The sequence below is a fragment of the Pseudomonas fluorescens genome (assembly GCF_018614775.1).
In the GTDB taxonomy this organism is placed as follows: Bacteria; Pseudomonadota; Gammaproteobacteria; order Pseudomonadales; family Pseudomonadaceae; genus Aquipseudomonas; species Aquipseudomonas fluorescens_BY.
Map to the genome: position 1 here is coordinate 33307 of NZ_JAGGOF010000010.1, position 21298 is coordinate 54604.

At 62.3% G+C, this 21298-nt stretch carries 16 protein-coding genes and 1 pseudogene; 2 read left to right on the forward strand and 15 right to left on the reverse strand.

The genetic code is table 11. The features are described from left to right. The first annotated feature begins 11 nt into the window (after positions 1–11). A complete protein-coding gene (locus tag J7E36_RS02665; protein ID WP_214999604.1) occupies positions 12–863 on the forward strand; it encodes a universal stress protein in 852 nt (283 codons plus the stop codon). Between the two features lie 89 nt (positions 864–952). Here J7E36_RS02665 and J7E36_RS25450 read toward each other — a convergent pair. The 15 genes and pseudogenes from J7E36_RS25450 to tssA all read right to left on the reverse strand — a co-directional run. Further along, positions 953–1075: pseudogene (locus J7E36_RS25450) on the reverse strand (DUF6124 family protein); the annotation flags it as partial. Positions 1076–1231: 156 nt separating this feature from the next. Further along, positions 1232–1510 (reverse strand): hypothetical protein, encoded by a 279-nt coding sequence (locus J7E36_RS02670; RefSeq protein ID WP_214999606.1) that lies wholly within the window; start codon positions 1508–1510, stop codon positions 1232–1234. Beyond that, entirely contained in the window at positions 1511–5962 is a 4452-nt protein-coding gene (locus J7E36_RS02675; RefSeq protein WP_214999608.1) for an RHS repeat-associated core domain-containing protein, read from the reverse strand. 12 nt (positions 5963–5974) lie between these two features. Continuing rightward, positions 5975–6409, reverse strand: coding sequence for a DcrB-related protein (locus J7E36_RS02680; RefSeq protein WP_214999611.1), 435 nt, complete (start codon positions 6407–6409; stop codon positions 5975–5977). A gap of 18 nt (positions 6410–6427) precedes the next feature. Next, positions 6428–8359 carry a type VI secretion system tip protein VgrG gene (locus tag J7E36_RS02685; RefSeq protein ID WP_214999613.1) on the reverse strand — a complete coding sequence of 644 codons (1932 nt, stop codon included), beginning with the start codon at positions 8357–8359 and terminating at the stop codon, positions 6428–6430. Between the two features lie 173 nt (positions 8360–8532). Beyond that, the gene (tssH, locus tag J7E36_RS02690; protein WP_214999615.1) at positions 8533–11223 is read right to left on the reverse strand and encodes a type VI secretion system ATPase TssH; all 2691 of its coding nucleotides are present in this window, start codon (positions 11221–11223) and stop codon (positions 8533–8535) included. Continuing rightward, positions 11216–12268, reverse strand: a complete 1053-nt coding sequence (gene tssG, locus J7E36_RS02695) for a type VI secretion system baseplate subunit TssG (protein ID WP_214999617.1) — start codon at positions 12266–12268, stop codon at positions 11216–11218. Before tssG ends, tssH begins: the two co-directional genes overlap by 8 nt. Beyond that, positions 12232–14091 (reverse strand): type VI secretion system baseplate subunit TssF, encoded by a 1860-nt coding sequence (gene tssF, locus J7E36_RS02700; protein WP_214999619.1) that lies wholly within the window; start codon positions 14089–14091, stop codon positions 12232–12234. Before tssF ends, tssG begins: the two co-directional genes overlap by 37 nt. Continuing rightward, positions 14088–14600, reverse strand: a complete 513-nt coding sequence (tssE, locus tag J7E36_RS02705; protein ID WP_214999621.1) for a type VI secretion system baseplate subunit TssE — start codon at positions 14598–14600, stop codon at positions 14088–14090. Before tssE ends, tssF begins: the two co-directional genes overlap by 4 nt. Beyond that, complete coding sequence (locus J7E36_RS02710) at positions 14594–15037, reverse strand: hypothetical protein (RefSeq protein WP_214999623.1); 444 nt, start codon at positions 15035–15037, stop codon at positions 14594–14596. The genes tssE and J7E36_RS02710 overlap by 7 nt, the downstream gene beginning before the upstream one ends. Next, complete coding sequence (locus J7E36_RS02715; RefSeq protein WP_214999625.1) at positions 15034–15474, reverse strand: type VI secretion system amidase effector protein Tae4; 441 nt, start codon at positions 15472–15474, stop codon at positions 15034–15036. Before J7E36_RS02715 ends, J7E36_RS02710 begins: the two co-directional genes overlap by 4 nt. Positions 15475–15554: 80 nt before the next feature. Continuing rightward, a complete protein-coding gene (locus J7E36_RS02720; protein WP_214999627.1) occupies positions 15555–16043 on the reverse strand; it encodes an Hcp family type VI secretion system effector in 489 nt (162 codons plus the stop codon). A gap of 213 nt (positions 16044–16256) precedes the next feature. Then, entirely contained in the window at positions 16257–17753 is a 1497-nt protein-coding gene (gene tssC, locus J7E36_RS02725) for a type VI secretion system contractile sheath large subunit (protein WP_214999629.1), read from the reverse strand. A gap of 2 nt (positions 17754–17755) precedes the next feature. After that, positions 17756–18262 (reverse strand): type VI secretion system contractile sheath small subunit, encoded by a 507-nt coding sequence (tssB, locus tag J7E36_RS02730; RefSeq protein WP_003177230.1) that lies wholly within the window; start codon positions 18260–18262, stop codon positions 17756–17758. 81 nt (positions 18263–18343) lie between these two features. Beyond that, on the reverse strand, positions 18344–19375 hold the full coding sequence (gene tssA / locus J7E36_RS02735) for a type VI secretion system protein TssA (RefSeq protein WP_214999631.1): 1032 nt from the start codon (positions 19373–19375) through the stop codon (positions 18344–18346). Between the two features lie 418 nt (positions 19376–19793). On the opposite strand from tssA, the gene tagH reads away from it, so the two are divergent. Beyond that, a complete protein-coding gene (gene tagH / locus J7E36_RS02740; protein ID WP_214999633.1) occupies positions 19794–21245 on the forward strand; it encodes a type VI secretion system-associated FHA domain protein TagH in 1452 nt (483 codons plus the stop codon). Positions 21246–21298 lie beyond the last annotated feature (53 nt).

The following is a 21298-nucleotide window of genomic DNA, read 5'->3' on the forward strand; positions in this document are numbered from 1 at the left end:
GGAGATCTACAATGACCCAAGTAATGGCATGCATTGATAGTTCACAATCCTCGCTGGCGGTCTGCGACTACGCAGCATGGGCGTCACGACAACTTGATGCGCCTCTGATCCTGCTGCATGTACTGGATGAAGCGAAATACCCGACATCGGCCAACCTGAGCGGCAATATTGGCCTGGGAAGCCGAGAGCATCTGCTGGAGGAACTGGCGACCTTGGATGCCCAGCGCGCCAGGCTCGCCCTGGAGCAGGGTCAACACATGCTTGAAAACGCCAGGGAGCGAACGGTCCTCAGCGGCGCGGCGATTCCTGAGTTGAGGCAGCGGCACGGCCACCTGGTAGAAAGCCTGAGCGACCTCGAAGACGATATTCGACTGTTGATCATTGGGCGAGTCGGTGAAGACAGCCCACGCAATCTGCACCGCCTCGGCAGCCAGATCGAAGCGGTGGTGCGGTCCATCCCGCGCCCGATCCTGATTACCGCCAGTCGCTTCAAAACGCCGGAAAAAGTCATGCTCGCGTTTGACGGTAGCGCCACAGCTTTCAAAATCGTGCAGATGCTTGCGAGCAGCCCTCTATGTACCGGGCTGCCGATTCATCTGGTCATGGTGGCTGTCGAGTCGCAAAGCAACCTGGAGGCGCTGGAGAAAGCCTGTGACATGCTCCTGGCTTCAGGCTTTGAAGTCCACGCGCATATCCGGCAAGGCGACGTGGAAGCGGCTCTGCACGATTATCAAGCCGAGCACGCCATTGACCTGCTGGTGATGGGGGCCTACGGGCACTCACGCATCAGGCAGTTTCTGGTGGGCAGCACGACCACGACAATGCTTCGAAACGCCACCCTTCCAGTGTTGCTGCTTCGCTGACCCACGCCACGCTATTTGCGCTTCGGGCAGTTGAGTCTGATAGCTGAAAGGGCATACCGATCAAATCGATATACCCTTTGGGTTTGTGACTATCGTGGATCGACGTTATCCAACACCCGATTAGCCAGCAATGAGCTCAGCTCGATCAGTTGCTGGATGCCGAGCGCAACGTGGCGGCGTGAGCCGTCCAGGTCGAAAGCCAGGTCGCTGATTTATCCCCGCTGGGCCACGAAGCGGCACCAACCCTGCCGACTCAAGCAACCAGACACACCGGGGGAAAAGGGACAGACACGGTATTGCCCGTTCGGTTTATACGAACAGACGACCGGCTTTTCTGAAGCCTCGCTACCCCATCGCGAGCAAGCCAGTTACGGCATGCTCATCAGCGCCATTCTCAGGCGCCTGACCAGCGTTGGTGTCTTGAGGCAGTCCGTCGGACTTAAGCCACCCAAGGCGGGCACTTTCTGTTCCAGCCACCAAAGCCCTTCCTTGAGCCCTCTCTTACCGTAAAGCACAACGGCCATATCGAGGTGATCGTCCATTGCCTTGGCGAGCGTGCGTGCGTTGTCGTCGAGATAGTCTTCTTCATACAAGGCTACGAAGGTCTGCCATTGGGCATCGCCCACGTATTCGTCTTCCAGTCCCATTTAAAAACCTGCAAAGGAAATCAAGTTGCTGCCGGTCGGGTTTCGCGCCGACGGTGCCAGGATCCCATCATAGCCGTTGGCTTTCGCCCAGGCGCCAATCTGATGGGTCTGGGTGTATTTGTCGCCCGTAATGCTCTTGAGGGAAACTCCGAGTTGTTTGCGCACATCGGCCCGAGTTAAATCCAGGACGTTGTTGAGTTGCACTTTTTTGCTCACCAGTACCCTCGTAGACAGGTCTACACCCCAGTGGTTGACCTCGCCCATGGCGGTCTTGCGTGAGTTCGCGCCGTATACCCCTCCCAGCCCCGGGGCGGTGTAGCGGTGTCTGGAGGCTACGTTCCATTTGTGAGCCGTCCACGTCGTGCTGATTCGCCCTGGCTCTTCAAAACGATAAACGGTCCGGTTGACCTTGCGGCCCTTCGGCGGCGTTGTACATTTCATCAACCCCAGGGGGTCGATCCAGCTCACGGGATTCGGCGCGTATTGATAAAGGTTCAGCCCACCGACCAGCCCGATGGGGTCCGGCGTGGTGAAACGGCCGATGTCCGGGTCGTAGAAGCGCAAGGTGTTGTAGTGCAGTCCGGTTTCCCGATCCAGGTACTGGCCCTGGAACCGCAGGTTCTGCTCTTCGACGTAATACGGCTCTCGCAACTCTTCGGCGGTATTGCCCCATACCTGGTAACGGGCGCGCCATAGTGTGTGGCCGTCAGTTTCGCAGAGTTGTTCGGGCAGGCCGTTGGAATCATTGTGGTAGTAACGGACTTTCTGATGCTCGCCCAGGCCGTCGACTCTCGCCAACGGCTCATGTCCTTCGTCGACGTAAATGTAGAGGCTGGTTTGGCTATCGCGGTGCTCCTGCAACAGTTGCAGTGCATCCCACGTGAAACGGGTGCGACTGAGCAGGGTGGCGTTGCGGTCGTATTCGGCTTTTTCAATGCGCCGACCCAATGGGTCGTAGGTCATTTTTACAACCGAGCCGTTGTCATTGCAGACCTCCACCAGGCGCTGTTCAGCGTCATAGTGAAAGCGCTGGGTGCCGCGGCGATTACTGCGCTTTTCCACCATGCGACCGAAGCCGTCATAGCGATAGCGCTTGTCCTGATAGGTCAACAAGCGGTTATGCGCGACGTGTCCTGTACCCGTCGACAGCCCGTCGAGCAGGTTTGCGGCAGGGTCATAGGTAAAGCTCTCGCGCTGCCCCTGAACGTTGTCCTGACTGGCGAGGACGCGACCGGTGGCGTCGTAATGCAACAGTTGCCGATGCGGTGTGCCGGGCTGGCCGTCGAAGCGCTCCACCAGTTGATCGCTGGCGTCATAACCGAACAGTGACTGTGCTGCCGGCGGCAGCAGTGTCGATTGGTCCTGTTGCCGGCGACGGCGGGCACGCAGGCGGCCGCTGCGGTCGTATTCGCTGCGGGTGCTCATCCGCCCCTGGGTGCGTTGTACTTCGCGGTGCAGGCGGTCGCGTTCGAAGTCACTGATTACCCTGCCGTCCAGATTGATCTGGTGCAGGTGACCGCTACCGTAGTGCAGACGGTTCAGCCAGCGGCCATCGGGTAGCAGCGTCTGGGTCAGGTTGCCCAGCTCGTCGTAGCGATGCTCCAGCTGCCCGGCCCAGTTTTGCTCTGTCATGAGTTGCCCGAGGGCGTCATAACCAAAGCCGATTTCCTGCTGCTCGCCAGTCAGGTTGGTGAACGTGATGGTGTTGACCTGATCAAGCGCGTCATAGCGATATTCAGTGCGGCCGTCGGCAGTGGTCTTGGCGACCAGCCGCCCCATCGCATCGCGTTCGAGCTCATGAATGATCGGTGCCTGGGGAGCGAGGGCCAGGTCGGTGCTACCCGGCACCGCATGCATTTCCACGCGGCTGACGTTGTCCAACGCGTCGTAGGCGTAGCGTTTGAAGCTGCCGTCCAGGCTGTGCTGGACGGTAAGGCGATCACCGGCGTCCCAGGTGAATTGATAGCGTTCACCGTTTTCGTTGGTCAGGGCCAGCAAACGTCCGTAGTTGTCGTAGCTCAGTTCGACCCGGCGGCCGTGGGCGTCGGTGCGTATGCGCAGTTGCCCGGTCAGGGTGTGCTGGAAATGTGTGGTGTGCCCGGCAGGATCGCTGTAGCCGATCAACTGGCCGCTCGCATCGAGCTGGTATTGCTCAGTGCGTCCGTCCGGCAGTTGTTTGCTCAGCAACCGACCTTGATCGTCATAAGTAAAAAGCGTCCGTTCGCCCAGCGCGTCAGTGCTGCTGAGCAACAGCCCGCGCTCGCAATAGCTCAAGCGTGTGGTGTAACCCGAGCAGTCGGTGTGTTCGCTGAGCTGTCCGAGGGCTGTCCAGCGCATTTTCTTGCTTTTGCCGGTGGCGTCGATGACCTCCACCACCTGGCCATGGGCGTCGTGGCGGTAGCGGGTGACATGGCCCAGAGGGTCGGTTTCGCGAATGCGATTGCCACGCGAGTCATAGCGGTACTGCCAGGTATGCCCGGCGGCATCGGTTTCCGCCAGGGGCAGTGCCCAGTGCTCAAGCCACAGTGTCGATTCGCAGCGCCCTAACGGGTCACGGGTTTCACAAAGGTTGCCGGCTTCGTCATAACTGAACCGATGCTGTCCGCCATTGGGATCGGTCGCCTCGACCAACTGGCTTTCGTCATTCCACTGGAACGCCCAGCGGCGGCCCAAGGCGTCGGTGGTTTCGATTATCTGATAGCGAGCGTCCCAGCGACGGGTACTGGTGCGATTCAGGCCGTCGGTGATGCGCGTGGTCCCGGCAGTCAGGTCATAGTCGAAGCTGTAGGCGTCGCCTGCGTCGGTCCAGTGGCGAACCACGCGCCATTCCAGGTTTTCAATCAACGCCCATTCGTAGAAACAGCGCAGTCCGGCAGGCAGTTGGTGCTCCACCATGCGCCGCCCGGCGTCGTAGGCATAGCGGCGCTTTACCTGGCCGTTGGAGGCACGGACCTCGGCCAGGTCGCCTTGGGTGTCATAGCCATAGTGCATCAGCACTTCCCGACGGTCATCGGAGTAGAGCCGGTCGATCCGACTGACCCGTTGTGGCCAGCGGTCGTCATAAGCCAGTGCGATACGAACCAGGTCAAAGGTTTCCCGCAGCTGTGTCACACGACCAGCGTCGTCATAATCGAGATAGATGCGGTTGTCGTTGCGATCGCCGAGCTGGCTCAGGCGTAGACGCGTTGTACAGCCCGGTGACGGGGTGAACAGCCGGTACAGCCCATCCGAACTGTCGATCAGCAACTCACCGTTGGCATGCCTGCGCACACTGAGCCCTTCACCTGCGCTGAATACGGCGCCGCCCGGAGGGATCGAACCCATGTCGATGCGCCGGCCCTGTTCGTCGGTGTAGACCAGCGTTTCGCCGCCCTCGGGATGGGGCAGGATCTCGACGCATACTTCGTAGGAAACGCTCCAGCCCGCGCCGAACATCCCGTTCCTACGCTCGTCGCGGCTGTTGTATAAACGTTGCCAGTCAATTGGCAATATGCCGGGCAGCACGAAGTCCAGTTCGTCAATATCCCCCAGCACCTTGGCACCGGTCGCCGCGTGCACCGGGTTCGACGAGCCCATCGCAGCGTTGGCGACGGCGCCCATTGCACTGCTGACGGCCATGGACGCTGCGCCACCGATCAGCATGCAGGGCAGGTTGCTGAGGAATTTGCCTTTGCCGCCCTTGAGCATCAGCAGCGCGGTGACCGCCAGCCCCACGCCGGGCGTCTTGCCGCTGCGGATCTCGCGCACCACCACCGAACCGCCGCCGATGGTGACATTGGACGAAATCAACCCGGACGATACGACCTTGGCATCACAGGTGCTGCGGTCGCCGCTGCGCACGGCGGGTTGGCCGTTGATGGTGACCTTGTCCGAGCCTTCGGCCAGGAACTGTGGTGGCATCGGCGGATGCTTCATGCAAACGACCATGTCCAGCGGCTTGGGCACGGCGCCTGGGGCAGGGGTGGCAACGGTGGGACGCCACATCTGCGAGAAGAAATTCTCGGCCATGTCCAGGTAGCTGGGTTCGGCTTGCGGCTCGGGGGGTTCCAGCTCGGTGCCGGCCGGCGCGACATGGGACTGGATCGCCCCAGCGGCGCGAGCGGCGGGGATATTGTTGGTCAGGGTGTCGGTGGAACCGGTGAGGATGTTGGCCTGCACCGTGGGCGGAAAGAGGGCGTTGCCGATGCCCTCGCATAAATTGCTCAAGCCCTTGTCGGCCCCGGTCTTGCTCATGGCCAGGCCGACAATGGTGCCAACCACCAGGCCGAGGACGAAACAGCCGAGGCCGCCAGTGACCACGGTGATACCGGTGGCCGCGACCACAGCAGCCGTCGCCAGGGCGGTGATCGCGATATTGGCCGCCACCTCCAGCACGCCGCCGAGGATGTCGGCCATCATCGAGGTGTGGTCCAGTGCGTCGCCTAGCCGTGCGGCCCAAAGCGCGTCAGACATGCAAGTCGCTCATCAAACCGCCCCGTCAAACACCAACGACCCCTTGATCGTCGCCCAGTGCGCGGCTTCGGCGTCGCCGAGCTTTTGCGCCTTGACGTAGCTCAGGGCGAGCATCTTGCGGGTGCCGGGCAGGACCAGGGCCAGTTGGAACTGGAAGACCTTTTCGTTGCCCTTGCTGAACTGGCTGCGCAACTCGATGGCTTCGACTTCCTGCTGGGCGCCCAGGCGCACGGCGGCGCCCGGTTGGCAGCGCAGGTCCTGGACTTGTTTTTCCAGGCGCGCCAGCTGGTCGTCGAGGTTGCTTTGCAGGGTCTCGCCCTCGGCCAGCAAGCTGCGGCTGACGATCAAGGAGGTGCCCAGCTCGGGGAACTTGAGGATGTTGATCGTCGCGTCCAGCAATTCGCCGGGCGGCAGTTGGAGCTGGAATTCATTGATGCGGTAAGTCATGGCGCCTGAATCTCTGGGTTAACCTTTGGGGAACGCGGCTTTGATGTTGGCGTCGATACTCGCCTTGACGCCCTGGCCGTCCGGCGTGGCGCCGGGGCCGCCGCCGTTGTTCAGGTGCAGCACGCCGCCGGTGTTGAACTCGGCATCGCCGCTGGCATAGAAGCTGATCTGCACGCCGCTCAGGTTGATCTGGCCGCTGGCGTTGAGTTCCAGGATGCTTTTACCGCACACCAGTCTCAGGTTTTCGCCCACTTCAATGACGTAGCTCTGGCTGATGCTGTCGGTCTTGCGCAAGCCCACCGACAGGATGTCCTCCTGCTTGACGATGCGCAGGCGGTTGTTGCCGATGATCACCGTCTCGTTGTGGCCGATGCTCTTGTTGCGGTCGTGCCCCACCGAATGGCTTTCATCCACCTCTACCACGATGTCCTGGTTGCGCTCGGCATGGATGTACAACTGCTCCGCGCCTTTCTTGTCTTCCATGCGGATTTCGTTGAAATTCGCCGGCGTGCCGCCCTTGCTCGAACGGCTCTTCATGCCGCTTTGGGTGGCGTTTTCCGGCAAGTCGTAGGGCACGGTCTGTTCGGCGTTGTAGACGCGACCGGTGATGATCGGCCGGTCCGGGTCGCCTTCGAGGAAGCTGACAATCACTTCCTGGCCAATGCGCGGAATCTGCATCGAGCCCCAGTTCTTGCCGGCCCAGGATTGCGACACGCGAATCCAGCACGAGCTGTTCTCGTTGGACTGGTCGTGGCGGTCCCAGTAGAAATGCACCTTCACCCGACCGAACTGATCGGTCCAGATTTCCTCACCCTTGGGACCGACCACCAGCGCGGTCTGCGGGCCTTTGACGACAGGGCGGTGAGTGATGGGCAACGGCCGGTAGCTTTGCTGGGCGTCGATGCAGGTCAGGCTGCTTTCGAACTGTGCCGACGGCGCGCCAACACCGGTTTCGCCGCTTTCCTGGGAGATGTAATAGCGGGCGCCAACGATCAGGTATTCGCGGTTCTGGTCCTGGCGGGTGAAGCCGGTCAGGCTGAACAGATGCCCCGATCCCAGGCCCCGGGCATTACCCGTCAGCTCGACCTGTTCGTGCAGGGTCTGCAAGGCTTCGATGCGGGTGCGGGCGTAATGCTCGCCGTCGGCACTTTGCACGTAGGTGCCGGGGTAGTCGTACAGCGGATAGTCGCCAGCGGTGTGCGGACGCGGCATCGCCGAGCGCACGTCGATGCGCGCGCTGGGGCGCTGGAAGTCGTAGTCGTTGAGCTCCAATGAACCTGGCTGGACTTCCTGGGCCAGGTGCCAATCGTGGATGTGGTCGCGTTCGCGGTGCTGTTCGTTCTTCGGGTAGTAGGGCACCGACGCATAGTCGGGCGCGCTGGCGTGCGCGCCGTAGGCATCGGCCAGCACCAGCACGTGGCGGCCCTGCTCATGGCGGAAGAAGTAATAGATACCTTCCTGTTCCATCAGTCGGCTGACGAAATCGAAGCTGGTCTCGCGGTACTGCACGCAGTATTCCCACTCGCGATACGGCCGGCTCAAGGCGTCTTCGAAATCGGAAAAGCCCAGGTCGCGGAACACCTGCTTGATGATCTGCGGGATGGTCAGGTTCTGGAAGATCCGGCAATCGGAGGTGCGTGTCAGCAGCCAGAACCAAGGCCTGAGCGTGGCCTGGTAACTGGCGAACTGGCCCTGGTCGACGTTCTGGCTGCAGCGGGCCACGATGCCATGGAAATAGCGCTCGCCACCGCCGTCCAGCAGCAGGCTCACGCACATCGGTTTGCCAAGCAACTGGTTGAGGTCGATGGCGTTGTCCAGCGAGTGCAACTGCAACTCGTAGTTGAACAGCCTTCCCAGCTCTTCGCCGCCACCCATGTCCTTGAGCAGCAGCACCTCGGGCCCCAGGGGGCTGGTGATTTTGGCCAGGCGTGTGGCTTGGTTGAATAACATCGGGTGTCCCGTGCAAATTTTAATAGCTGAAGGAACGCAACCTACTGTGGGAGCGAGCCTGCTCGCGATAGCGGAGTTACATTCAACATCGAGGTTGAATGACCCACCGCAATCGCGAGCAGGCTCGCTCCCACAGGGGTATCTTCCACAGGAGTGACTGTGTTCCTGTCAGGTCAGGTCGCGTCGCTGAAATCGTACTGCAATTCGTTATCCACGGCGCGGATCCGCACACCGGCCAGGGCCTTGCCTTCGAGCATGCGGGTGAGAAACTCGCGGCTCATGTCCGGCAGCAGGCTGTTGGTCAGGATGGTGTCGATCATCCGGCCGCCGCTTTCGGTTTCGGTGCAGCGCGAGACGATCAGGTCGATCACCGCGTCGTCGTAGTCGAACGCCACTTTGTGGGTGTTCTCCACACGCTTCTTGATGCGGTTGAGTTGCAGGCGGGTGATGGCCTTGAGCATTTCGTCGCTGAGTGGGTAGTACGGAATCGTCACCAGGCGACCGAGCAGGGCCGGCGGGAAAATCTCCAGCAGCGGCTGGCGCAGGGCCTTGGCGATTGCTTCCGGCTCGGGCACGTTTTGCGGGTCTTTGCAGACCTGGGCAATCAGTTCGGTGCCGGCGTTGGTGGTCAGCAGGATCAAGGTGTTCTTGAAGTCGATCACCCGGCCTTCGCCGTCTTCCATGACGCCCTTGTCGAACACCTGGAAGAAGATCTCGTGCACGTCCGGGTGGGCTTTTTCCACCTCGTCCAGCAGCACCACGCTGTACGGTTTGCGCCGCACGGCTTCGGTCAGCACGCCGCCTTCGCCATAGCCGATGTAGCCCGGTGGCGCGCCCTTGAGGGTGGACACGGTGTGGGCTTCCTGGAACTCGCTCATGTTGATGGTGATGACGTTCTGCTCGCCGCCGTACATGGCTTCGGCCAGGGCCAGGGCGGTTTCGGTCTTGCCCACGCCGGAGGTGCCGGCGAGCATGAACACGCCAATCGGCTTGCTCGGGTTGTCGAGGCCGGCGCGGGAGGTCTGGATGCGCTTGGCGATCATCTGCAAGGCGTGGTCCTGGCCGATGATGCGCTTTTTCAGGTGCTGGTCGAGGTTGAGCACGGTTTCCAGTTCATTGCGGGCCATGCGGCCCACCGGAATGCCGGTCCAGTCGGCGACCACCGAGGCCACGGCCTGATAGTCCACGGTCGGCAGGATCAACGGGGTTTCGCCTTGCAGGGCGCTGAGGCGCTGTTGCAGGTCCACCAGTTTCTCGCGCAGGGCGTGGTTTTCGTTGTCGCAAGCTTCGCTGCCGTCCTCGCTGTCCACCACGCCGACGCGTTCACGCAGGGTGGCGCGGGTGGCGAGCAGTTCGTCCACCAGGGTTTTCTCTTCGGCCCAGCGGCTTTCCAGTTCAGCGAGGCGCTGGCGCTCGGCGCTCAACAGGTTTTCGCTCTGGGTCTGGCGGCTGCCGATGTTCACGCCGATCGCCTGTTCGCGAGCGATGATCTGCAGCTCGGTTTCCAGCGCTTCGATGCGCCGACGGCTGTCATCCACCTCGGCCGGCACGGCGTGCAGGCTGATGGCGACGCGGGCGCAAGCGGTGTCCAGCAGGCTCACGGATTTGTCCGGCAGCTGGCGCGCGGGAATGTAGCGGTGGGACAACTTGACCGAGGCTTCCAGGGCTTCGTCGAGGATCTGCACCTGGTGGTGCTGTTCCATGGTCGAGGCCACGCCGCGCATCATCAGCAGCGCCTTGTCTTCCGACGGCTCGGCCACTTGCACCACCTGGAAACGCCGGGTCAGGGCCGGGTCTTTCTCGATGTGCTTCTTGTACTCGGCCCAGGTCGTGGCGGCCACGGTGCGCAGGGTGCCGCGGGCCAGGGCCGGCTTGAGCAGGTTGGCCGCATCACCGGTCCCGGCGGCGCCACCGGCGCCCACCAGGGTGTGGGCTTCGTCGATGAACAGGATGATCGGCTTCGGCGAAGCCTGGACGTCTTCGATGACCTGGCGCAGGCGCTGTTCGAATTCGCCTTTCATGCTCGCGCCTGCTTGCAACAGGCCGACGTCGAGGCTGCGCAGCTCCACGTCCTTGAGGGACGGCGGCACGTCGCCGGCGACGATGCGCAGGGCAAAGCCTTCGACCACTGCAGTCTTGCCCACGCCGGCTTCACCGGTGAGGATCGGGTTGTTCTGCCGGCGGCGCATGAGAATGTCCACCAGTTGGCGGATCTCTTCGTCACGGCCGACGATCGGGTCGAGCTTGCCGCTGCGGGCCTGTTCGGTGAGGTCGACGGTGAAGCGCTTGAGGGCTTCCTGCTTGCCCATGGCGCTGGGGGCCATGGCGCCGCTGGCTTCGCCCGGCACGGCACCGGCGTTGAAGCCATCGCTGGCGCTCAGGGCGTTTTCCGGGGAGTCACCGACGTATTCGTCAAAGCGCTCGCTCAGGGCTTCGGCCTTGACCTTGTCGAACTCCGACGACAGGCCCAGCAACGCATGGCGCAGGCTCGGGGTCTTGAGAATGCCGAGTACCAGGTAACCGGTGCGCACCTGGCTCTCACCGAACATCAGGCTGCCGTAGACCCAGCCGCGTTCCACGGCTTCTTCGACGTGGGAGGACAGGTCGGTGATCGATGTCGAGCCCCGTGGCAGCCGATCCAGGGCATCGGTCAGGTCGCGGGCCAGGCGCGCCGGCTCGACGTTGAACTGACGGATGATGCGGTGCAGGTCCGAGTCCTGCAGTTGCAACAATTGATGAAACCAGTGGGCCAGTTCCACATACGGGTTACCGCGCAACTTGCAGAACACGGTGGCGGCTTCGATGGCTTTATAGGCCACGCTGTTGAGTTTGCCGAACAACGCGGCGCGACTGATTTCACCCATGCTCATGGCTCCTTGAGGTCTGTGAGGTGGTGGCCTGTTCGGCGTAATGCCGGGCCAGTATTAGATCGTTGGCATCTGTTTCGGGCTGCCCCAGCCAGGTGTTGAACCCCAGGCGGAAACGACCATTGAGTTGCAGTGCCGGCACTTCGGGCTGTTCCAGCACCAGGTTCAGGTCCCAGTCCAGTTCATGACCCAGGTACTCGGCGACCCAGGCCACCAGCTCGTTGAACGACTGGCTGCCGGGCAGCATGCCCATGTAGTCGACGAGCTTGAGCGGGCCCAGGCGAATGCGGAATTTGTGCTGGCGATCCCACACGTAGCGGCCCAGGCAGAAGTCCACGCGCAGTTGATGGGCGCTGACGCCGACGCGGCTGCGCTCCGGCAGTTCCAGCCATTGGCCGACGTATTCTTCGATCTCCACCGGCAGGCCGAAGTATTCGCCGAGGATGGCCTTCAAACCGTCGGGGTAGCGGGTTTGTGCCGACAGGTGGCCGCTGTAATGCAACTTCGCGGTGTCGGGAATCAAACCCTGCTTGAGCAGGCTCGGCATGCCCCGACCGCTGAGGGCCGCGAGGCGCGCCGACCAGTAGTCATCGTCCGGGCGATCATGGCTGACGGTCGGCCGTGCTTCGGCCCAGGCCCGGTAGAACAGGCTGAGCAAACGATGATGGAACACATCGAGAAAGCGCTTGCTGGTGCTGTCGGCGTGGTTGCGCTGGCGCTCGCGCACATACTCGGTGATGTGCAGCGGCATCGGGCCGTTGGGGCCGCCGAGGCCGAAGAAGAACTGTTCCAGCCGCGCCGGCGCACCGTCGACGCCCGGCTGTACCGAAGCCAGCGTCGCCGGGGCAAAGGTGCATTCGGCCTGTTGTCCGAGGCGCAGCGGGTCATCGGCCAGGCGCAACGAATGGCCCAGGCGCGGCAGCTCGGGCGACTCGCACTCGATGCGTCGCAACGCCTGGAAAAAGTCGTATTCCCAGGGTTTCTGGTGCATCGCGTCCAGGGTACTCACAGGGTCGGACGACGTCCGGGCTTGGCTTTCCATCGCATGATCTCGCCGCGTTCGGTGGTACGGATCACCGTCTCGGTAAAACTGTTGATCGACACGTAGCGTGCCAGGAAGCGCTCGAACACCGCACCGAGCAGGAACACGCCGGTGCCGCGAAACGCATTTTCATCGAACTCCAGGGTGATCTCCAGGCCGCGACCAAAGACGATCGGGCCGGGCATCGGCAGACGCCGGGTGCAGGCCTTGCTGCTGACGTCCCGCAGGCCTTCGATCTGCAATTGCAGCGCCGCGTCGTTGCTGTCGCCGTACAGGCGCAGCAGTTCACGCAGGGCGGCGGCGCCCTGGCCCTGTTCGGCGAGGGACAGGTAGTTCAGCGACAGCTGGCTGATCAGTCGCCAGGCTTTGGCGTCGTGGGCATGGCTGGCCCGTGGGCGGCTCGGTCCGGCCACGCAGCGCACGGCGCCGACCGGGGCACTGTCGGCCAGGGTGAAGTCGGTCTTGCCGTTGCCCACGCTCATGAACAGCGGCAGGTCGCGGTTGGTGCACAGTGCCGTCACGCCCAGTTGGCGCAAGTCATGGCGATAGGGCGCCTGCTGGCTGTCCACCAGGCTGACGAAGGTTTCGCTGCCGATGTAGGTCGAGCGCGGGCCGTTGCGCCGCTGATCGCTGGACAACACCCGCGGCTCGCGACGCACCGTGTAATAGGCCTGGTCGCGGCCATAGCGGGATGGATCGCGCACGGCATAGAACGGCAGGAACGGCTGCTCCGGTCCGGTGCCGTGGCCGGTGAGGCCGGTCAGCGAATGCACTTCGAAATCCATCGGCCGGGTGCGGTCGGCGATCACGTGGTGCTCGTTGACCCGTTCCGACAAGTGAATGCGATCCAGGCGCTTGGGAAACAGGTTGATCGCCGGGGTGCAAAACGGAAGAAACTGCGCGGCACTGACGCTGCCTTCCAGGCTCGGATCGTGACGGTCGAACAGCACGATCAGCTCCAGCTCCTGGCCGTCGCAACGCTTGACCGCGCGGCTCAGTTGGGTGAAGTCGACGAACAGGAAGCGCTGGGGCAGGGCGAAGTATTCCTGCAACAGGCGGTAGCCCTGGAAGGCCCGTGATACAACGGGCAGCGCGGCGTCGGCATCATCGAAGCCACGGGAGCGCAGCGCGTCTTGCGGCAGGCGTTCGACCCAATCACCGCCGGGTTTGCGGGCGAACACCGCGCAGGCATTGCCCAGCAGTTGTTCGTAGAGGCGGAAAGGTTGCTCGTCGGCGCCGCTGAGGTACAGCGGCAGGTTGTCCAGGGCCAGGCTGTTGAACGGCAGTTCGGCGCCGGTGCGCAGGGTCAGGCGCAGGCCAGCCTTGGCTTTTGGTTCGCTGGCTGCCAGGCGCCCGAGCACGGTGGACGGGTTGCCGAAGTACTCGGCCTGGCTGACCTGCAACGGCCACAACGTCACCGCGTGGGCGGTGCGGTACTCGCAGCAGGTCTGGGTTTCCCGGCCCAAAGCGGCGCGCAGGACGCTGTCGCGGGGCAGCGTGAAGCCGCTGCTCAGCGAGCCCTCGTCCGGGTCGGCCTGCATCTGCACCACGGTCATCGACGGCGTGGGTGCCAGGTAATGGGGGTAGGCGATTTCCAGCAGGTTATGGGTGAAGGTCGGGTACTCGGCGTCGAGCTTGAGCTGCACCCGCGCGGTCAGGTAGGCGAAGCCTTCCAGCAAGCGCTCGACGTAAGGGTCGGCGCAGTCCATGCCGGACAACGTCAGCCGACTGGCGATCTTGGGGTATTCCTTGGCGAACTCCGCCGCGCTTTCGCGCACGTGGTGCAGTTCCTGGTTGTACAGTTCCAGCAGGCGCGGGTTCATGGGCGCCTCCGCTGATCGGCGTTGACCACGCGCACATGCCCGGATTCCAGGTCCAGATCAGTTTGCAACAGCAGGCGCAACGGCACCGGTTGGGCCCAGAGATCGCCCTCGATCTCGAAGCTCAAGGCGTTGTGGTTCATCTCCGCCGTCGCCCGGGCGCGCACGCGCAGGGTGTGCCGCAGGATCCGCGGTTCGAAGGTGGCGATGGCCTGGTGGATCAACGCTTCCAGGGCCGGGATATCGACGTTCGACGCGCTGTTGCCGGCCAAAGCCGGCAAGCCGAAATTGACCACCGAAGTGCCCGCCGGGGTATGCAGCGTGGCATCGTGGCCGAGCAGCGACGTGGTGTTGAGCAGCCACGCCAGGTCACGCAGCACCGAGGCTTTCAACTGGGTGAGCGAGAGCACGCGTTTGTCGGCGCTTTCCTTGGGATTGGTCGGATCGTCATCGGTCAACCGGTCCAGCAGGGACGGTTGCAGGCGATCGCGGGTGGCGATTTCGGTTACCACGTAAAAAGGGCCACGAAGTTTTTCTGGTCGAAAGCGCCGGGCAGGCAGTGACCACCGCCAGCTACCATCGAGGCTTCCAGCTGACCAGCGACTTTCCTGATCGCCTGGTACTGAGAACGGCATTCAGTGCTCGGCGCAGGTTCCGGTGCAAAGTGCTGGACGATAATAATCTGGGCGTTATTGAAGTTTTCGACGCGTGGTTTACCTTGGCGATCGACGCCCAAATGACAAGGCCAGGGCATGTCCAGGGTCAACAGGCTCTGATCCGGTTTACGCAAGGCGCAGCGTTGATCGTGGTTCTCAAGGGTCAATACTTGGCCGCCAAGATCGACCTGATTGTCTTGTGCGGTGGTTGTGGCCGGGGCCGTTTCGGCGCAGGCGTACAGACTCAACAGCACGCAACTCGACAGCAGTGAATGCAGCGTACGCTTGATCATGGCAGTTCCCAGAACCAGACTTGCTTTGAGCGATGGGCCTGGTCGGCAAAGTCGCCCGTGACCCTGCCGCGATTCCACAGATCGATGTGGTCGCCGGTACGCGCTTCCAGGGATTGCCCGTGCCGTGCAAAGCAGTCCTTGAAGAAGATGATCCCGGTCTTTTGAGCGAGCTTGCGCCGATCTTCGGCACTTCCCGAGAGAATCAGTGGACGCCCCAGATGGTGCCGCCAGAGCCAGTTGGCCAACGACTCCGCGCCACGTGCGTGTTCGTGGGCGCATTTGGGTTCGGTGTAGGTGGATTTGTTGACCTTGATGGTTTTTTCCGCGTTGAGCGTGACGCTCATGCGGATTGCGCATTGATTGTCCCAAGGGCCGTCGCAGGGCGTTGGCGTATCGGGATAGCTGTTCCACAAATTGATAAACGAAGGTTTGGCCATGACTCAGACACCGCGCGCAGAAAAATGGATTCGAGCAAGCACCAAACACCCCCGGCGCGTGGCACCGGGGGCGTGTTCGATTACACCTTGGTGTTGGTGCGGATGTTCCAGCCGAACTTGACCGGGCCGCCTTCTTTGGTGCCGTCGGCTTTCTGCGGTTGGTAGTCCACCAGCACCTTGGCGAAGTTCAGGGTGACGTTCTCGGTCAGGCGATCATCGCTGCCCGAACCGCCAGTGCTCAGGGAGGTGATGATCACCTCTTCCAGGTTGATGATCATGTACTCGACCTGGCTTTCACCACCGGCCTTGCGCACGGTCAGCTTGACCTTGTCGATGTGCTTGCCGCTGGCGCAGTGCATCATCAGGTTCGGCGATGCCTTATCGACGTACTTGGTCAGCGACAGATCCTGGATATTCACCTTGCCCGCGCCACCGCCGGTGCCGGAGTGCATGTTGCCGGTCTGGGACATGCCCCAGCTCCAGTTCAGGACGTCGATTTCGTCCTTGTGGGCCTTGTCCATGGACTCGCCCTTGATGTCGCCGATCTTGATGAAAATATCAACAGCCATGTTTTCTCCCTGTGTGGTCTCTACCACGTTGTTTGATTGACGCCGACCTTGCGAATTCTTTGTACAGCAGTGACCTTCAACTCAATGAAGGCCCCCTGTGGGAGCGAGCCTGCTCGCGATTACGGCGTGTCAGGCCACACAACGGATGACTGATCCACCGCCATCGCGAGCAGGCTCGCTCCCACACTTCTACCGCGTACCGTTCAGCTTGCTTTACGCGCCCTTGGCCGAAGGCAGTTTCGATACCAGGCGCAACGACACGGTCAGCCCTTCGAGCTGGTAGTGCGGGCGCAGGTAGAACTTGGAGTTGTAGTACCCCGGGTTGCCTTCGACTTCTTCGACGATCACTTCGGCTGCAGCCAGTGGATGCTGGGCCTTGGTGGTCTCGGTGGAGTGCGCCGGATCACCGTCGACGTAGTTGAGGATCCAGTCCTGCAACCAGCGCTGCATCTCGTCCTTCTCTTTGAAGGAACCGATCTTGTCGCGCACGATGCACTTCAAGTAGTGGGCGAAGCGGCACGTGGCGAACAGGTACGGCAGGCGCGCGGCCAGGTTGGCGTTGGCGGTGGCGTCCGGGTCGTCGTATTCGGCCGGCTTCTGCAGCGACTGCGCACCGATGAAGGCGGCGAAATCGGTGTTTTTCTTGTGCAGCAGCGGCATGAAACCGTTCTTCGCCAGCTCCGCTTCACGGCGGTCCGAGATGGCGATTTCGGTCGGGCACTTCATGTCCACGCCACCGTCGTCGGTGGGGAAGGTGTGGGCTGGCAGGTTTTCCACTTCACCGCCCGACTCCACGCCGCGGATGCGCGAGCACCAGCCGAAGTGTTTGAACGAGCGGTTGATGTTCACGGCCATCGCGTAGGCGGCGTTGGCCCAGGTGTACTTCGAGCTGTCGGCGCCGTCGGTGTTTTCTTCGAAGGCGAAGGCTTCCACCGGGTCGGTCTTGGCGCCGTACGGCAGGCGCGCCAGGAAGCGCGGCATGGTCAGGCCGATGTAGCGCGAGTCTTCCGATTCACGCAGCGAACGCCAGCCGGCGTACTCAGGCGTGGTGAAGATCTTGGTCAGGTCACGCGGGTTCGACAGTTCCTGCCACGAGCCCATGCCCATGACAGTTGGCGAGGCGGCGGCAATGAACGGTGCGTGCATGGCCGCGCAGACTTTCGACAGTTCGCCCAACAGCTCCACGTCCGGTGGCGACTGGTCGAAGTAGTAGTCGCCCACCAGGCAGCCGTAAGGTTCGCCGCCGAACTGGCCGTATTCTTCTTCGTACATTTTCTTGAAGAGCGGGCTCTGGTCCCACGCGGTGCCCTTGAATTTCTTCAGGGTCTTGTGCAGGTCCGGCTTGGAGATGTTGAGCACGCGGATCTTGAGCTGCTCATCGGTCTCGGTGTTGTTGACCAGGTAGTGCAGGCCACGCCAGGCGCTCTCCAGTTGCTGGAAGTCGGGGTGGTGGATGACCTGGTTGACCTGGGCGGTGAGCTTGGCGTCGATGGCGGCGATGATCGATTCGATCGACTTGATGGCGTCGTTGGACACCAGGTCGGTCTGCGCCAGGGCCTGTTCGGCCAGGGTGCGCACGGCAGTCTCGACGGCTTCGCGGGCACGCTCGGTCTTGGGTTTGAATTCTTGCAGCAGCAGGGACGCAAACTCGCTGGTTTCTTCGGTCGCGCCGAGATTCTGGACGCCTTCGCGGGCGGTATTGTCAGTCATGATCATTGGTCCTGTGCTGGCTTCGGCGCGCTCGCCAGGGCCTGCAACAGCGCTGGGTCTTTGATCGCCTTCATGATGATTTCTTCGGCGCCGGTCTTGCCGTCCATGTAGGTCAGCAGGTTGGCCAGCTGAGTGCGCGCTTCAAGCAGCTTGTTCAGCGAGTCGACCTTGCGAGCCACGGCAGCCGGGCTGAAGTCGTCCATGCTTTCGAAGGTCAGGTCCAGGCTGAGGTTGCCTTCGCCGGTCAGTTCGTTGGGCACATGGAACGCCACGCGCGGCTGCATGGCCTTGAGGCGCGAGTCGAAATTGTCGACATCGATTTCGAGAAACTTGCGATCGGCCACCGGTGCCAGAGGCTCGGCAGGCTTGCCGGCGAGGTCAGCCATTACGCCCATGACGAAGGGCAACTGGACCTTTTTCTCGGCGCCGTAGAGCTCGACGTCGTACTCGATCTGCACTCGAGGCGCGCGGTTGCGCGCGATGAATTTCTGAGAACTTTGCTTCGCCACGTTGCTGCTCCTGGTCGCTTGAGCGACGGTGTTGGCGTCATCCGGCGGAACCGGTGACGTGACTGCGTGATCCGCTCGCTGTTAATCGCTGTCCGGGCCGCGCAGGTTTTCAAATTGACTCATGCCGTCGGGAATCAGGTTGCGCACGATCGCCGCAAAATCGGCGTGCACCAGATTCTTCGCCCGGTTCAACAGCACCGGCAGCGGGCTGGAAGGCTCATGACGGGTGTAGTAGGCGAGAATCCGATCCAGGCTGCGCAGCACGTCGTCGCGGTTGTTGATATCGCCGCTGAGCGTGGCGGTGTTGCGCGGGGCGCTTGGTGTGGCGGCGGACTCGGCCGTCGCCGTGCTGTCGTCGCCGACCGGATCGGCCAGGGCGCTGTCGCCACTCTGCGGAGCGAACTGGCCGAGGATCTGCAGGGCCATTTTCAGCGGCTGCTTCAGCGGACCGAGGTCCACGCCCTGGGCGGAACCGACCTGGTCACTGACCTGTTGCTCGATGGCTTCGGCGGCGCTGCGGGCTTCCAGCAGCGCGGCACGGGTGATTTCCAACTGCTCGGGGTCGCTGTCGAGCAGGGCCCCGGCGAGTTGCTCGGCGCCGAGGTTTTCATCGGCGAAGCTTTGCAGGCCGCTGGCGTTGGCGGCGGCGCGCAGGCTGACCGCACCGAAGGTTCGCGAGCGGGCCAGAATGCTTTCGCGCAGCAAGCGAATCGTCACGTCGGACGTCAGGCCGGCGAGGGCGTTGATGCGCACGGTGGGATCATTGTCGTCATCGGCGTCCAGGCGCGGGTGCAGGTCGGCCCAGTACTGCTTGAGCAATTCGCTGATCAGCGTCAGCGAACGGGCCAGCCCCGCAATGCCTTCGAGGGCCAGGCTGCTTTGCAACAGGAAATGGGTAATGCGCAGGTCTTTGCTGCGTTGCAGCAGGTCCAGGCTCTGTTGCTGGATGCTGCGCCACTCGGGCGGTTCGGCCGGCAGGATCGAGTCGCCCATGCTGCGCTCGGGCTGGCCTCGGGAATCGCGTTCCAGGCGCAAGAAATCCGCGTCATATTCCAGGTCTTCACCGCAAGGCGAGTTCGCGGAAACGGCGGCGAGCAACAAAGGCACATCCACTTGGATCGATCTCCCTATCGCCCGGAGACATTATCGGGCAGTTCACATGCAAGTTCCGGGTGGAACTTCGCATGTTCCTTGACGGTAATGGCTCGATAGATGCGATATGATCTTAAAGTGCCATCAGTGATCATCAAGAAGTTGTGCATTTTTGGTGTAGTACTTATCGCTTGTCAAGGTAAGCTATTTCGACTCTGTTACAGTTGTGAGGCGCTTAACAACCCGCGCGACTGGCTGGTCGAGGAAGGGTATCAAGAGAGGCTTTTTGTCATGCAAGCCGGTTAATATTGGCCAATATGCTGGCAAAACGCCGTTTCATGGTTGTTTGCAGGATTTTCGGCGCCTCGCGGGTCATGCACCCTGCGTTCGCCCGCGCGAAGTCGCGTACGTGAAAAGAAGTATTCAGCAAGGAGGCGAAATGCCGCTGTGTTTGACTATCACTAGTTATCACAAGATTACCCCCGGTCAGTGTTCGGAAAAGTCCATGGACCAGGGCGTGATGGCAATTGGCCGTAATTCTGATAATGACTGGGTGTTGCCGGACCCTGAGCGCCTGGTGTCCGGCAAACATTGCGTTATTCAATACAAAGACGGGCGCTATTACTTAACCGATAACAGCACCAACGGTGTGGAATTGGTCAAGGCCGGTATCCGCTTGCGCAAGGGCAACAGTGAGCCGCTGCAGGATGGCGAGGTGATCCGCATCGGTGATTATGAAATCCAGGCGCGTGTCGACTTCAGCCTGCCGGCCACGGACAGCAACCCGTTCGCCGAGTCGCCCAGCAGTTTCGAGGCCTTGATGGGCCGCCAAGGCGCCGCCGCCCCTGCGCCATCGTTCATTCCCGTGGCCTCGCCTGCGCACTTCCAGGGCGTGTCGGCCATGGACACCCTCCCGGACCTGTTCGATTTCCTCGCGCCCGCCAGCGTCCCGCCGGCCACCCAGCCTGACCACGTCCCCGCCGAGCAGCATGATTTCCGCCCGCCGACCCCGATCCCGCGGCCGAACCCGCCACCGGTGATCGAGCCCATGGTAATGAGCGCTGCCCCGGTGATTCCCGAGGATTGGGACCTGTTCAGCGACAAGCCGGCACCCGTGGCGGTGACCCCGGTCGCCGTCGCGCCACTGCCTGTGGCGCCGCCGCCAGTGGTTGAGCCAGTACCTGCGCCCGTGCCGCCGATGCCGGCCGCCCCCCTTGCCAGTGTGCCGGTCGAGCCTGCGCCGTTGCGCGAACCCCCGGTTACCCGTGCCGAAGCGCCGGCGACCCGGGGCGACGCTGCCCAGCCGGACCTGCTGCAAGCCTTCCTGCGCGGTGCCGGGCTGGATCAGTTGCGCCTGGACAAGGCCCAGGCCGAAGCGCAGATGGAGAGCATCGGCCGCAGTTATCGGCTGATGGTCGAAGGCCTGATCGATGTCTTGCGTGCCCGCAGCAGCCTCAAGGGCGAGTTCCGCATCCAGCAGACGATGATCCAGCCGGTGGAAAACAACCCGCTGAAGTTCGCCCCCAATGTCGATGAAGCGATGCTGTTGCTGTTGCGTCACGGCAACCAGGCGTTCATGGCGCCGGACGCGGCGGTGCGTGACAGTTTCGATGACTTGCGCGCCCACCAGTTGGCGGTGATGGCCGGCGTGGAAGCCGCGATCAAGCATTTGCTGGCGCGCTTCGAACCGGCGCAGCTGGAAGAGCGCATGGGCAAGCCCGGCGGGTTATCCAGCATCTTCAATGGCTCGCGACAGGCCCAGTACTGGCAGCAATTCACCGAGCTCTACAGCAATATTTCCCGGGAAGCCCAAGAGGATTTCCAGGACCTGTTCGGTCGTGAATTCAGCCGCGCCTACGAAGAACACAGCACACGACAGCGACGTCGCTGAGCGTCGCCGTCCCCTAACACCACTTACAAGCACACAACGGATAGCTCAAACGT

Coding starts and splice junctions, on each gene's coding strand:
- J7E36_RS02665 (WP_214999604.1), top strand. CDS start 12: ATGACCCAAGTAATGGCATGCATTGATAGTTCACAATCCTCGCTGGCG.
- J7E36_RS02670 (WP_214999606.1), bottom strand. CDS start 1,510: ATGGGACTGGAAGACGAATACGTGGGCGATGCCCAATGGCAGACCTTC.
- J7E36_RS02675 (WP_214999608.1), bottom strand. CDS start 5,962: ATGTCTGACGCGCTTTGGGCCGCACGGCTAGGCGACGCACTGGACCAC.
- J7E36_RS02680 (WP_214999611.1), bottom strand. CDS start 6,409: ATGACTTACCGCATCAATGAATTCCAGCTCCAACTGCCGCCCGGCGAA.
- J7E36_RS02685 (WP_214999613.1), bottom strand. CDS start 8,359: ATGTTATTCAACCAAGCCACACGCCTGGCCAAAATCACCAGCCCCCTG.
- tssH (WP_214999615.1), bottom strand. CDS start 11,223: ATGGGTGAAATCAGTCGCGCCGCGTTGTTCGGCAAACTCAACAGCGTG.
- tssG (WP_214999617.1), bottom strand. CDS start 12,268: ATGGAAAGCCAAGCCCGGACGTCGTCCGACCCTGTGAGTACCCTGGAC.
- tssF (WP_214999619.1), bottom strand. CDS start 14,091: ATGAACCCGCGCCTGCTGGAACTGTACAACCAGGAACTGCACCACGTG.
- J7E36_RS02710 (WP_214999623.1), bottom strand. CDS start 15,037: ATGATCAAGCGTACGCTGCATTCACTGCTGTCGAGTTGCGTGCTGTTG.
- J7E36_RS02715 (WP_214999625.1), bottom strand. CDS start 15,474: ATGGCCAAACCTTCGTTTATCAATTTGTGGAACAGCTATCCCGATACG.
- J7E36_RS02720 (WP_214999627.1), bottom strand. CDS start 16,043: ATGGCTGTTGATATTTTCATCAAGATCGGCGACATCAAGGGCGAGTCC.
- tssC (WP_214999629.1), bottom strand. CDS start 17,753: ATGACTGACAATACCGCCCGCGAAGGCGTCCAGAATCTCGGCGCGACC.
- tagH (WP_214999633.1), top strand. CDS start 19,794: ATGCCGCTGTGTTTGACTATCACTAGTTATCACAAGATTACCCCCGGT.